13 protein-coding genes are annotated in these 13121 nt (G+C 73.6%); 8 read left to right on the top strand and 5 right to left on the bottom strand.

Translation table 11 applies throughout. From position 1 onward, the window contains the following. Nucleotides 1-87 precede the first annotated feature (87 nt). On the top strand, nt 88-1104 hold the full coding sequence (locus ABT232_RS26930; protein WP_351844389.1) for a Rieske (2Fe-2S) protein: 1017 nt from the start codon (nt 88-90) through the stop codon (nt 1102-1104). 80 nt (nt 1105-1184) lie between these two features. Here the strand turns inward: ABT232_RS26930 and ABT232_RS26935 are convergent, their stop codons facing one another. The 3 genes from ABT232_RS26935 to ABT232_RS26945 all read right to left on the bottom strand — a co-directional run bounded on the left by ABT232_RS26935 (nt 1185) and on the right by ABT232_RS26945 (nt 4432). Beyond that, complete coding sequence (locus ABT232_RS26935; protein WP_351844391.1) at nt 1185-2711, bottom strand: carboxylesterase/lipase family protein; 1527 nt, start codon at nt 2709-2711, stop codon at nt 1185-1187. A gap of 191 nt (nt 2712-2902) precedes the next feature. Then, on the bottom strand, nt 2903-3769 hold the full coding sequence (locus ABT232_RS26940) for an AraC family transcriptional regulator (RefSeq protein ID WP_351844393.1): 867 nt from the start codon (nt 3767-3769) through the stop codon (nt 2903-2905). Nucleotides 3770-3919: 150 nt separating this feature from the next. Then, nucleotides 3920-4432, bottom strand: coding sequence for a GNAT family N-acetyltransferase (locus ABT232_RS26945; RefSeq protein ID WP_351844395.1), 513 nt, complete (start codon nt 4430-4432; stop codon nt 3920-3922). A 322-nt stretch (nt 4433-4754) separates the two neighbouring features. Between ABT232_RS26945 and ABT232_RS26950 the strand changes: the two genes are divergently transcribed. Beyond that, nucleotides 4755-5036, top strand: coding sequence for a hypothetical protein (locus ABT232_RS26950; protein WP_351844397.1), 282 nt, complete (start codon nt 4755-4757; stop codon nt 5034-5036). A gap of 46 nt (nt 5037-5082) precedes the next feature. On the opposite strand, the gene ABT232_RS26955 is transcribed toward ABT232_RS26950, so the two are convergent. Further along, entirely contained in the window at nt 5083-5529 is a 447-nt protein-coding gene (locus tag ABT232_RS26955; RefSeq protein WP_351844399.1) for a hypothetical protein, read from the bottom strand. A 188-nt stretch (nt 5530-5717) separates the two neighbouring features. Here ABT232_RS26955 and ABT232_RS26960 point away from each other — a divergent pair, with 188 nt between their 5' ends. The 5 genes from ABT232_RS26960 (at nt 5718) to ABT232_RS26980 (ending at nt 11237) form a co-directional block, all read left to right on the top strand. Next, nucleotides 5718-6191 carry a carboxymuconolactone decarboxylase family protein gene (locus tag ABT232_RS26960; RefSeq protein WP_351844401.1) on the top strand — a complete coding sequence of 158 codons (474 nt, stop codon included), beginning with the start codon at nt 5718-5720 and terminating at the stop codon, nt 6189-6191. A gap of 78 nt (nt 6192-6269) precedes the next feature. Next, nucleotides 6270-7274, top strand: coding sequence for a phosphotransferase family protein (locus tag ABT232_RS26965; RefSeq protein ID WP_351844403.1), 1005 nt, complete (start codon nt 6270-6272; stop codon nt 7272-7274). A gap of 48 nt (nt 7275-7322) precedes the next feature. Beyond that, nucleotides 7323-8183 carry an ABC transporter ATP-binding protein gene (locus ABT232_RS26970; RefSeq protein WP_351844405.1) on the top strand — a complete coding sequence of 287 codons (861 nt, stop codon included), beginning with the start codon at nt 7323-7325 and terminating at the stop codon, nt 8181-8183. Beyond that, nucleotides 8180-9163, top strand: coding sequence for an ABC transporter substrate-binding protein (locus ABT232_RS26975; RefSeq protein ID WP_351844407.1), 984 nt, complete (start codon nt 8180-8182; stop codon nt 9161-9163). Before ABT232_RS26970 ends, ABT232_RS26975 begins: the two co-directional genes overlap by 4 nt. 7 nt (nt 9164-9170) lie before the next feature. Continuing rightward, a complete protein-coding gene (locus ABT232_RS26980; protein WP_351844409.1) occupies nt 9171-11237 on the top strand; it encodes an iron ABC transporter permease in 2067 nt (688 codons plus the stop codon). 31 nt (nt 11238-11268) lie between these two features. Here ABT232_RS26980 and ABT232_RS26985 read toward each other — a convergent pair whose 3' ends face one another. Beyond that, nucleotides 11269-11868 carry a cysteine hydrolase family protein gene (locus tag ABT232_RS26985; protein ID WP_351844411.1) on the bottom strand — a complete coding sequence of 200 codons (600 nt, stop codon included), beginning with the start codon at nt 11866-11868 and terminating at the stop codon, nt 11269-11271. A gap of 182 nt (nt 11869-12050) precedes the next feature. Here ABT232_RS26985 and ABT232_RS26990 point away from each other — a divergent pair, with 182 nt between their 5' ends. Beyond that, the gene (locus ABT232_RS26990) at nt 12051-13043 is read left to right on the top strand and encodes a GlxA family transcriptional regulator (protein ID WP_351844413.1); all 993 of its coding nucleotides are present in this window, start codon (nt 12051-12053) and stop codon (nt 13041-13043) included. Nucleotides 13044-13121 lie beyond the last annotated feature (78 nt).

Here is a 13121-nt window from a genome sequence, read left to right on the forward strand (position 1 = left end):
GGCCGCCCCCCGTGCCGCGCCCCGCAGCGCCGACCCACCCGTCGTCACGCCCTGCCGGCCTGCCCGACCGGTCTCCCAGGAGGTCGCATGAGCCCCGTACCGCCGGCGCGGCGCCCCCGTCTCCCGCTCTCCCTGCGTCGCCGGCCCGTGCCGTGGGAACGTCAGCGGCCGACCTGGCGCGACGCCAGGCCCGCCCTGATCTCGCAGGCGCTGAAGCGGGCCCAGGCCCGTCCGACCGGGAACTGGTACGTCGTCGGCGCGTCCCGTGCGCTGCGAGGTGACCGCCCGCTGGCGCGCACGGTGGCGGGGCAGGAGGTGGTCGTCTGGCGGGGTGCCGACGGGCGGCCGGTCGCCGGGCCGGGTGTGTGCCCGCACCTCGGGGCGCCGCTCGCGCAGAGCCCGGTCCGCTGCGGCACTCTGGTCTGCCACTGGCACGGACTCGCCCTGGACGGCGGCCCGTTCGCCGGCTGGGAGCCCCTGCCGGTCCACGACGACGGCGTCCTGGTGTGGGTGCGGCTCGACGCGGTGGGCGGGGAGGCCCCGCTCGACGCGCCCGTCGTCCCCGAACGGCCCGAGCGGGCACAGGCCCTGGAGGCCGTCTACGTGGGGACCGGTACGTGCGAGCCGGAGGACGTGGTGGCCAACCGCCTCGACCCGTGGCACGGGGCGTGGTTCCACCCGTACTCGTTCGTCGACCTCACGGTGGTCGGCGAACCGGACGGCCCGGACGGTGAGTCCGGCGACCGTCTCACCGTCGACGTCTCCTTCAGGCTGGCGGGCCGCCTGGTCGTTCCGGTCCGGGCCGTGTTCACCGCGCCCGGCCCGCGCACGGTCGTCATGCGCATCACCGAGGGCGAGGGCGTGGGCTCCGTCGTGGAGACCCACGCCACACCGCTCGGACCGGACGAGCACGGCCGGCCGCGGACCGCCGTGATCGAAGCGGTGGTCGCCGCGTCCGACCGTCCGGGCTTCGCCCTCGCCCGCAGAGCGGCCCCCGTGCTCCGCCCCCTCGTCCGCACCTCGGCGGCCCGCCTGTGGCGCGACGACCTGGCCTACGCGGAACGCCGCTGGCAGCTGCGGTCGACGGGGCGGTTTCCGGGGTGAGGAGGCCGGGGTGAGGTGTCCGGGGTGACGCTTCCGGGGTGAGGGGTGGTGCTCCGGCTCACCCCGGAGGCGTCAGGCCGTCAGGAGGCCGGGCGGTTCCACAGGTCGCACTTGTGGTCCTCGGGGAAGGTGACCGAGGCGGTGATCGCTTCCGGGGCGAGGATCTGGACCTTGGGGTGGAGGTTCCAGCGCGGCGCGTTCGCGGCGTAGGGAATGCCGGTCCTGGCGAAGTTGGTCCAGTAGCCGAGCATCCGGTCCGAGAGGGCGTTCTGTGCGGGAGTGCCGGTGACGCTGCCGAAGACGTAGCGGATCTCCGAGCCGTGCGGGGCGCCGATGGGGAAGCTGACCGGCATGTTCAGGTAGTCCATGGCGTGCCGGTCGGCGAACTCGTACTGGTAGGAGCGGGTGTGCTGGGCCATGAGGCCGGCGGTGCGGGACTGGAGGCAGGCGAACTGGGAGTCGGTGAACACCGCGCCCAGCGCCTCGGCGGGCGTGCCGTAGTCGGACAAGGGGTAGCGGGCCAGGATCTCGTCGGTGCGTGCGCCGTAGAGCGCGCGGACCGCCACCGGGTAGCCCTCGGCGGTGAGCCGGCGGCCGGCCAGGTCGTAGGTGGTCGCCACGGTCAGCCGGCCCTCGTCGGCGGTGGTGCCCTGGAGCACGGGGACACGGTGGAACCGTCCCCTCTCCAGCGCGTCCGGCACCTGGAGCGGGAGGATCGTGCCGTCGACGTTGGGGGTCCAGCGGGCGGTGGGGGCCGTCGAGGCGGTGAGCAGTTCCTCGGCGGTCTTCGTGCGCAGGCAGGCCACGTCCGCGCAGCCGAGCGAGTTCGCCCAGCTCTGGCCGCTGTTCTGCTGCGACTCCTGGGTGGGCAGCGGGAAGCCGCAGCCGGACTGGGCGATGGCCCGGTCGAACAGGCCGAGGGTGAGGGGCGAGACGAGCTGCTGGCACACGCTGCCGCCGCCCGCCGACTCACCGAAGATCGTCACGTTGTCGGGATCACCGCCGAACGCCGCGATGTTGGCCTGCACCCAGCGGAGCGCTGCCTGCTGGTCGAGGACTCCGTAGTTGCCGGACAGCCCCTGGGGCGACTCGCGGGCCAGGTCCGGGTGGGCGAAGTAACCGAACGCGCCGAGCCGGTAGTTGAAGTTGACGACGACCACATCGCCCTTGGCGGCGAGGTTGCCGCCGTCGTAGAACGTGCCCGAGCCGACGGTGAAGCCGCCGCCGTGGATCCACACCATCACCGGCCGCTTCTGGAGGGACCGTTGGGCCGGGGTGTAGACGTTCAGGTAGAGGCAGTCCTCGCTGGGTGTGCCAGGGCCCGCGAGATCGCCCCAGGGGGTGGAGCCGCCGCGCTGCACACAGGGGTTGCCCGGGGTGGTGGCGTCCCGGACGCCGGACCAGCGGGCGGGGCCGGACGGCGGTTTCCACCGCTGCGAGCCGACCGGGGGCGCGGCGTACGGGATGCCGAGGAAGGAGTGGGCGGTGTCGCCCGCCTTCCCCTGCACCTGGCCGTACCGGGTGGTGACCAGGGGGCCGTCGGCCGCCGAGGCGGGCACGAAGGCCGTCCCGACGGCCGACAGCAGGAGGGTGACCGACAGCACCACTAATTGTCGGGTCCATGACAGGCTACGGCGACTTCGCGCCGGACTTCTTCCGAGCGGACCAGGCATCAGCGCCTCCGTACGAGTGGATGGCAACGGTCCGTGAAGTCTGGCCAGCCGCCGGCCGCCTGGGACCGGGTAAATCACCAGTCCCCGCCGGGCGCCGCCTCAGGGCGCGCGCGGGCCGGCCTCGCTCAGTCCTCCTCCCGCTCCACCGGCAGCCACAGCTCGGCGTCGGCCTCGGTCCCGTCCGGCGACAGCCGGGTGCGCAGGATCTCCGGGCCGGGACGGCCGCGGTACGGGTTGGACGGGAACCACTGGGTGAACACATCCCGCCACAACGTCTGGATCGCCTCCGGCGCGGGCCCCGAGACCGTGAAGACCGCCCAGTCGCCGGGCGGGACGGGCAGGGACACCGTGCCCTCGGGCGCGGCCGCGGACGTGATCACACCGTGGTAGTAGTCGAGCTCCGTGCCTTCGGCGCGGCTCGGGTCCAGGTCGTCGCAGACCGAGACAAGGCCCTCCGGCTGCTGGTCCGCCAACTCCTCCAGACTCCGTACGGCCTCCCGGTCCAGCCCTCGGACGAAGTCGATGATCGCCTGGTTCGGTCCCGAGTGCACCAGCGGCACCCTAGCCTTGTAGCCGACGACGGTGAAGGCCGGCCGGTCCACCACGCGGTAGCGCATGCTGCTGTTCCCTTCGACAGTGAGACGGAAGGTCAGCCGTGGCTGGGAGACGAGCGCGGCGCCGGTGCGCCGGGCCTCGCCCGGGCCGACACCGTGCATGGCCCGGAACGCCCGGGCGAACGCCTCGCCCGAGCCGTACCCGTAGCGCACCGCGATCTCCAGCAGCGACTCCTCGCCGGCGAGCACCTCGGCACCCGCGACGGTGAGCCGGCGGCGCCGCACGTACTCCGACAGCGGCATCCCCGCGAGCGCGGAGAACATCCGGCGCAGGTGGTACTCCGACGTCGCCGCGATCCGGGCCAGCCCGGCCCCGTCGACCGGCTGGTCGAGATGAGCGTCGATGTGCTCCATGACCTGGTTGAGCCGCTCCAGCACGTCCGGTCCCCTTCCTCTTGACGCGCACCACGCTATGCGGCGCCCGCCCTGCCCGACCGGACATTCTGTGCCCGATGAAGTCGGGTGCGGCCGCCGCCCGCGAGGCGTGCGGGCGGCGGCCTTCTCAGTGCCCGGGACGGCAGGCCCGGGTCAGATGCCGAAGGGGGCGGCGTAGCGGATGGTTCCGCCGGGCAGCGGGTGGGCGGCGTCGAGCGCGAGGGCCATGAGCGCCTCGTCCGGGACGTCGATGGTCACGCCGATGCCGTGGGCGGAGGCCCTGCCGAAGCCGAACCTCGGGTAGTACTCCGGGTGCCCGAGCACGACGACGTACCGCTCGCCGATGGCCTCGGCCGCCTTCAGGGCGGCGCGGACGGCCGCCGATCCGGCGCCGGTGCCGTGCCGCTCGGGCCGGACGGCGACGGGGGCCAGGCACAGGGCCGGGGTGTCACCGATGTGGCAGCGGGTCAGCAGGGCGTGCCCGGCGAGCTCGCCGCGCTCGTCCTCGACGACGAGGGACAGGCCCGCGATCCAGGCGTCCGGGTCGGCGCGCAGGGCCTCGACGAGGTCGGCCTCCAGCGCGGTGGGGAACGCGGCGAGGTCGATCTCGCGGATCGCGGGGATGTCGGCGCCGGCCTCGACGCGGGTGGTCCAGTGGTTGCCCATGATGGATGTGGATCCGTTTCGCAGTTGTGTTCGTGTGGGTGTCCCGCGGGCTCACGCTCCGGCGGGGTCGGTCAGGTTGAGGTCAGGCCACGGCCCGGGACGTGAGGGAGACACGGGCGCTGTGCGCGGTGGCCTTCGGCGCGGTCATCAACCTCACCTCCCTCTCTGACACTCCTGAGCGAACACGAACGGCGGCCAGTTTACCCCGCGCGCCGCGTCGCCGCGCGGCGCGCCTGGTCAGAGGTGCGGCGCCCCGAACGGGCGCGGCCGTCACCCCGTGTCGGGCCGACACCACCGCCTGTGATCGCCTTAGGATCCGCGCGTGGCACACACTTTGGACGAGCTCGTGGAGCTCCAGCGCGCGGCCGACGCCGCGCAGGCGGAAGTGCAACGCATCCAGGACGCCTTCGGCAGGCCCACCGAAGGCAGGTGGACCGCCGAGCAGCAGGCCGCGTGGGAGACCGCCTGGCGGGCCCGCAGCGACCTCGGCCGCCAGTTGCAGCTGGCGGTGACCGAGCACGCCCAGGCCGAGGGGACACCGCGCGGCGAGGTGGAGGCGGAGGTGCAGCGCAGGGCCCGGCAGCCGGAGGCGGACGGGCAGTAGCCCGGCCCGCGCCGGGACCCGCACCCGCGTTCTACCGAGCCGTGCGTCAAGCCGTGGACGTCGGCGGCGGCAGCGGTGGGAGCGGTGGGTAGGGCGGCCTGGGTGGGACCCGTCGCCGGACCGGTGTTGCGGAGGGTGGCGGCGGGGGTTGCGTCGAGGACGGACGTGGTCGGCGGGGCCGCGGCTCGGGCGCCACGGGTGGTGGCGGCGGGGGCGGTGGCGGGGGTGATGCCGGCACCGGCAGGAGCGGTACGCCGGCGCGCAGCCGCGCGATGGACTGCTCCGCGCGGCGGCGGGCGAGCGGGTCGTCGTCGCGTGCGTAGTCGAGCCGGACACCGGCGAGGCCGAGGTTGTGGACGGCGAGCGGCCGGTAGCCGAGCGCGTCGGCGATCTCGTCGACACGGCGTCGCCGCGCGGCATCGGCGTGGCCCGGCAGCAGTTCGACGCGGCCACGGCCGTCGAACCGCGCGCGTATCTCGTCGTCCGTCACCATGCCCCGCTCTCGGAAGGGAAGTTCGGCCCCGGCCGGTGCGACGGGGCTGCCGAGGCTACCGGACAAGCCCGACACGAGCCCGACACGAGATCGGCTCGGGGAGACGCACGTCACATTCCGTCATGTCACGTCCGCCGGGCCGCCGCCGTCAAAGAGGTGCAACCACCCGACACGGCAAGGAGCTCATCATGGATGCTCGTCTGAACCTCCTCGGCAACCCGGTCGCCCAGAAGTTCCTGAAGCATTTCGTCTCGGCGGGCAAGGTCGTCACCGACTCGCCGCTTCCGGCCGCGACCCAGGAGCTGGTGAAGATCCGCGCCAGCCAGATCAACGGCTGCGGGTTCTGCACCGACATGCACACCAAGGAGGCCGCGCACGCCGGGGAGACGCAGCAGCGCCTCCACCTGGTCGCGGCCTGGCGGGAGGCCACGGTGTTCACCGACGCCGAGCGCGCCGCGCTGGAACTGACGGAGCAGGGCACCCGTATCGCCGACGCGGCCGGTGGCGTCACCGACGAGGCCTGGGCGGACGCCGCCAAGCACTACGACGAGGAGCAGCTCGCCGCCCTGGTGTCGCTCATCTGCCTCATCAACGCCTTCAACCGCGCCAATGTCATCGTCCGTCAGCCCGCCGGCGACTACCAGGTCGGGCAGTTCGCCTGACGGAACCGCCTGGACGTGCCCGCGAGGCCGCCGACATCATGAGAGCGCTCCCACGACCGCTCCCGGAAAGCGTGCCTCATGCAGAGCCTGACCAAGCGCCGTATGTCTCCCGACGAACTCGACGCGATGCTGCGCGCCGCCACCGGCGTGGGGTGCCGTGTGGAGCGGGAGTTGACCGACGGCTGGTTCAACACGGCCTACCGGGTGCGGCTCGACGACGGCCGTCCGGCCGTCGTCAAGCTCGCCCCACCCGCCGACGCCGCGGTCCTGCGGTACGAGCTGGGCATCATGGACACGGAGGCCATGGTCTACCGGCGGATCGCCGGCCTTCCCGGCGGCGGTGTGCCGGCGCCCACCCTGCTGCACGCGGGCGAGGGGTTCCTGGCCGTCTCCGTCCTCTCGGGTGTCCCGTGGGACAAGGCGGGCGACCGGCTGTCGCCCGCCACCGAGGCGGCCCTGCGGCGGGAGCTCGGTGCGATCACCGCCCGGCTGCACACCCTGACCCCCGAGGACGGCCGGTTCGGCTACCCGGCGGCGGCGTCGGGGCTGTCGGCGGCCGGCTGGCGGACGGCGTTCACCGCCATGGTGGACGCGCTGCTCGACGATGCCGAGCGGTGGCGGTCCCCGCTCGGTGTGGCCCCCGACGACATACGGACGATGGCCGCCGAGGGCGGGGACGCGCTGGACGAGGTGACCGAACCCCGGCTGGTCCACTTCGACCTGTGGCCGGGCAACATCTTCGTCGATGCCGGCACCGGCCCGGCCGACGGCGGGTCGCGGGCCCGCGTCCGCGGGCTCATCGATCACGAGCGGGCGTTCTGGGGCGACCCGGCCGCCGAACTGGTCTCGCTGGCCTTCGGCGGCGACACCGGCCCGGACAGCGACCTCGTCGCCGGGTACCTGGACGCCGGCGGCACCCTCGCCTTCACGCCCGCCTTCCGGCACCGACTCGCCCTGTATCAGCTCTACTTGGGCCTGCTGCTCGTCGTGGAGTGCGGTCCCCGCGGCTACGGCTCCGAGCATCTGGCGTCCTGCCGCCGCACGCTCGCCGAGTCGGTCGCGCGGCTGCGCGCGCTGGGGTGAGGAGGCCCGCGCCGCAGGTCAGACAAAGGTTAGGCTAACCTTCGTTGCGTGAGGTCTGCTGAAGAAGCCGCCGGCACCCCATGCCTGCGCGGCCATGAGCTGTCGGCCACGGACGTGACCGTGGCGTACGACGGCGTGGACGTCGTGCACGGCGCCGCGGTCGCCCTGCGGCCCGGTGAGGTGACCGCGCTGGTCGGTCCGAACGGCAGCGGCAAGTCGACCCTGCTGCGGACGCTCGCCCGGCTGCAACGCGCCCGCGCCGCCACGCTCAGGATCGACGCCGACACCGACGGCCTGGCCCTGACGGCCCGCGAGTTCTCGCGGTACGTGGCGCTGCTGACCCAGCAGCGGCCCACACCGAACGGACTGACCGTCCGGGACGTCGTCGAGTTCGGCCGCTACCCCTACCGCGGCCGCTTCGGCCGCCCGGACCCGGACGGCCCCGCCGCGGTGGACCGCGCGCTGGCGCTCACCGGCGTCGCCGAACTGGCCGGCCGCCCCGCCGACCGGCTGTCCGGCGGCCAGTTGCAGCGCGTCTGGCTGGCGAGCTGCCTCGCCCAGGAGACCGGCGTCCTGCTCCTCGACGAGCCGACGACCTACCTGGACCTGCGCTACCAGATCGAACTCCTCGACCTGATCCGCGACCTGGCGGACGACCACGGCATCTCCGTCGGGGTCGTCCTGCACGACCTCGACCAGGCCGCCGCCGTCGCCGACCGGATCACCCTGCTCGAAGCGGGCCGGATCGTCGCCGACGGCCGACCCGAGGACGTCCTGACACCGGATCGCCTCACCGCCGTCTACGGCATCCGGATCGACGTCGACACCGACCCCCTCACCGGCCGCCTGCGCACCCGCCCGATCGGCCGCCATCACATACGAACCGAAAGGCTCGGCACCACCTCATGAGACGCCTCCTGCTCACCACCGCCGCCGCCACCGCCGCGGCGCTCACCCTCGCCGCCTGCGGCACCACCGAGCCTGCCGCCGACAGCTCCGAGAAGCCCGCCTCCGAGGCCATCACCCTCACCGACGGCTCCGGCACCGAGGTGAAGCTGGACGGCCCCGCCACCAAGGTGGTCGCCACCGAGTGGAACGTCGTCGAGAGCCTGCTCTCCCTCGGGGTCGAGCCGGTCGGCGTCTCCGACGTCAAGGGCTACAACACCTGGGACAAGAGCGTGGCGCTGAAGAGCGACACCAAGGACATCGGCACCCGCGGCGAGCCCAGCATGGACACCATCGCCTCGCTCTCCCCCGACCTGATCGTCGCCACCACCGACCTGCCCGACTCCGCGGTCAAGCAGCTGCGCGAGGTCGCCCCCGTCCTGGAGGTGAACCCCGCCGACTCCAAGGACCAGATCGAGCGGATGCTCGGCAATGTCGACCTGATCGCGAAGGCCACCGGCACCACCGACCGCGCCGAGACGATCCGCGAGGAGTTCGAGGCGAAGGTGGCGGAGGGCAGGAAGGCCCTCGCCGACGCCGGCCTCGACGGCACGCCGATCGCCTTCGCCGACGGCTACGTCACCTCCAACCAGGTCTCCCTGCGCCCGTACACCGGCGGCTCCCTCATCGGCACGGTCAACGAGGCGATCGGCCTGAAGAACGCCTGGAAGGTCAAGGGCGACGAGAGCTACGGCCTCGGCTCCACCGATGTGGAAGGCCTCACCGGCCTCGATGACGACGTCCGGTTCGCGTACATCGGCAACGACGGCGACAAGAACAGCACGCCGTTCACCGGCGCGCTGAAGGACAACTCCGTGTGGAAGTCGCTGCCGTTCGTGAAGGCGGGCGACGTGCACCGGCTGCCCGACGGCATCTGGATGTTCGGCGGTCCCAAGTCGATGGAGGCGTACATCGACGCCGTCGTCGACGCGCTGACGAAGTAGCGGAACCATGGCCGCCACCGCGACCACTCCCGCCACCCGTCCCGCGGCGGTCCCCGGCCGGACGGGCGCGGCCGCGGTGACGGCCGCCCTCGTCCTGCTGGTCGCCGTCCTCGCCGTCGTCGACATCACCCAGGGCACAGCCGCCGTCGGCCCCGGTGAGGTGTTCAAGGCCCTGACCGGCCGGGCCGAGCCGGACGACGCGTCCGTCGTGATCGCCTCCCGGCTGCCGCGCATGGCGGCCGGGATCCTGGTCGGGGTGGCGCTCGGCGTGGCCGGCGCCGCCCTACAGGCGGTCAGCCGCAACGTCCTCGCCTCCCCCGACACCCTCGCGGTGAACGCCGGTTCCTATCTGGCGCTGGGGCTGGTCGGCGCCACCGGCGTGTCCCTGCCGCTGCTCGCCTCCTCCGGCGTCGCCTTCGTCGGCGGGCTGGGCGCGGCGGCCGTCGTGCTCGGCCTGTCCGGGCTCGGCACCGGCACCGTCCGGCTCGTCCTCGCCGGCACCGCCCTGGCCCTCGGGCTCAACTCCGCCACCGAGGGACTGCTGCTGCTGTTCCCGGAGCAGACGGAGGGGCTGTACCAGTGGAACCAGGGCAGCATCGGCCAGAACGGCTTCGACGGCGTCGTGCAGATGCTGCCGGTCGCCGTCCTCGGGCTCGTGGGGCTGCTGCTGACGGCCCGCCGGGTGGACGCGCTCGCCCTCGGCGACGACACGGCCCGCGGCATCGGCGTCCCGGTGCGCGCCACCCGCGTCACCGTGGTCGTCACCGCGGCGCTGCTGTCCGCGGCCGCGGTCACGCTCGCCGGACCCATCGGGTTCGTCGGCCTGTGCGCGCCCGCCCTGGTGCGCCCGCTCGCCCGCCGCTTCCCGGGCTTCGCCCGCGCCCGTACGGCACTGCCCGCGGCCGGTCTGACCGGCGCCGCGCTCGTCCTCGGCTCGGATGTGCTGCTGCGCGCGGTGGTCGCCGCGGACACGGCGGTCGCGGTGCCCACGGGCGTCGTGACCAGTCTGGTCGGCGCCGTGTTCCTGGTGGCGATGGCGCTGCGGGTGAAGGACACCTTCGGGGCCGACGCTCCGGAGCGGCTGCGCATCCCGAGCCGGGCGGCGTTCCTGCTCACCCTGGCCGTCCTGGTGGCCGCGCTGGTCGGCACGGCCGTCGCGGGCATCCTGCTCGGGGACAGCAAACTGCTGCTCGGTGACGTCCTCAACTGGGCGCAGGGCAGGGCCGGACGGACCGTCTCCTTCGTCCTCGACACCCGGACGCCGCGCGTCCTCGCGGCGCTGCTCGCCGGTGCGGCGCTCGCCCTGTCGGGCACGCTGGTGCAGGCCGTCACGCGCAACCCGCTGGCCGAGCCGACCACGCTCGGGGTGTCCGGCGGGGCCGCGCTCGGTGCCGTGCTGTGTGTGACGGCGGCGCCGCTCGCCGGGTCGTGGAGCGTGGCCGGGTCGGCGTTCGCCGGGGCCGCGGTCACCGGCACCGTCGTCTTCGGGCTGTCCGCGCGGGGCGGCTTCCAGCAGGGCCGGCTGGTGCTGGTCGGGGTGGGTGTCGCCGCCGCCACGACGGCGCTCATCAGCCTGCTCATCGTGCTCACCGACCCGTTCAACGCGACGAAGGCGCTGACCTGGCTGTCGGGTTCCACCTACGGGCGGACCCTGCCCGATGTGCTGCCCGTCGCGCTCGTGCTGCTGGCCGGCATCGGCCTGGCGGCGGCCCGGCGCACCGAGCTGGACCTGGTGTCGCTGGACGAGGACACGCCGCGGCTGCTCGGCCTGCCGCTCGCGGGCGCCCGCCTCGGTCTCCTCGTTACCGCCGTCCTGCTGAGCGCGACCGCCGTCGCCTCGGCCGGCACGATCGGCTTCGTCGGCCTGGTGGCGCCGCACGCCGCCCGCGCCCTGGTGGGCCGGCGGCACGCGCGGGTCGTGCCCGTCTCGGTGCTCCTCGGTGCCGTACTCGTCTGCCTGGCCGACCTGCTGGGCCGCACCGTCATCGCGCCCGCGCAGCTCGGCGCGGGTCTGATGACGGCGGTGATCGGGACGCCGTACTTCCTGTATCTCCTGGTCCACAGCAGGCGTTAGCGGCGCACGGGTGCGCGGCCGGCGCCCGGTGTCAGCGGTCGGCCGCGAGGTGCTCGGGCGACTCGACGACGACCCCGTACAGGTCGCGGACGGTGGCGAGCGCGGCCCGGTGGATCTGCGTGGCGGGCAGTTCGGTGCCGGCCGACGGCAGCGGGCGGGTCGCGCAGGCATCGGCGACGACCGTGGGGCGGTTGCCGCGCAGGAAGGCGCCCTGCGTGGTGAAGAGCACGCACATGTGCGTCATGAAGCCGACGACGATGACGTCCTTGTGGCCGGCGGCGTCGACGAGTTCGCCGAGCCCGGTGCCGACGAAGGCGTCCGGCACCCGCTTCACGACGACGGCCTCGCCGTCGGCCGGCGCCACGCTCGGGTGGATCTCGCCGATCTCGGCGCGGATGTCGTACGGGGTGCCCTCGCCGCCGTCGTTGAGGACATGGATGACCGTGGCACCCGCCTCGCGGGCCCGGGTCAGCAGCTCGGCGGCGGAGTCCAGCGCGGCCTGCCAGCCGTCGAGCTCCATCACGCCTCGGGTGTAGGTGTTCTGGTAGTCGACCAGGATCAGGGTCGCGTCGGCGAGCGACGCCGGCGTCTCGTCGAAGCCGTTGAGCGCGCGCAGCGTGGTCGTGGCCATGGAAATACCCCCAGGAATGTTCCGCCGGGTTCCGTACCCGGCTCCGTACATGCGGCCCGTCCGTGCGGTGGCGGGCCACTCCTGGAAAGCTACGGCCCCTCTCCGCGCGTCGGCAATGTCGTCTAACCTGCAGATCCGGACATCGCTGTGGCGCCGCCGCAGCCGACCAGGCGGAGACCCCTTTGAGCACCGTCGAACGACTCGTCGTCATCGTCCTCTTCGAAGGCGTCGACCTCCTCGACGTCACCGGGCCGCCGGAGGTCTTCGCGCTGACGCGGCGGGAGGTGGGAGCGCAGGCGGGCTACCGGGTCGTCCTCGCCGCGGAGACCATGGACCCCGTCACCACCTCGGCCGGGGTGCGTGTCCTGCCCGATGTCACCTTCGACGAGGTGGCCGCGAGGAGCATCGACACCCTCCTCGTGCCCGGCTCGGTCGAGGTGGACGACCGACGTCGGGTGCGCGCGCTCACCGATCCGGCGGTGGTCGGCCGGGTGAGGACGCTCGCGCGGCGCACCCGCAGGGTCACCTCCGTCTGCGTCGGGGCGCACGTCCTCGCCGCCGCCGGACTCCTCGACGGCAAGCGCGCCACCACCCACTGGTCGACCGCGCGGCAACTCGCCGCCGAGCACCCGGCGATCGAGGTGGACGCCGACCCGATCTTCGTCCGGGACGGAGACGTGTGGACCGGCGCGGGGATCAGCGCCTGCCTCGATCTCTCGCTCGCCCTGGTCGCCGACGACTTCGGCGAGGCGATCGCGTTGCGTGTCGCCCGGCAGCTGGTGATGTATCTGAAGCGGCCCGGCGGGCAGAGCCAGTTCAGCGTGCCCCTCGAACCCGTCTCCCCCACGCGGCGCATCGAGGATCTGCGGCACCACATCCTGCGCCACATCGGTGAACCGCTCTCTGTCCGGGACCTCGCCGAGTACGCCCGGCTCAGCGAACGGCAGCTCACCCGTGTCTTCAAGACCGAACTCGGCATGACCCCGAGCGCCTACGTCGAGGCCGCCCGTGTGGAACTGGCCCGCCATCAGCTCGAATCGACCGACGCGACCCTCGAACGCATCGTGACGACCTGCGGGTTCGGTACGACGGACACTCTCGTCCGCGCCTTCCGCCGCCGCCTGGACACGACCCCGACCGAGTACCGGCGCCGCTTCCGGGCCACGGCGGGCTGAGGTCGAACGCGGACGCCGACACCGCGACGGCCTCTCTCTGAGGCGGTGTCGCGGTGTCGGCGGACGGTCGGGACCGCG

The organism is Streptomyces sp. NPDC001532, from assembly GCF_040298625.1.
GTDB lineage: Bacteria > Actinomycetota > Actinomycetes > Streptomycetales > Streptomycetaceae > Streptomyces.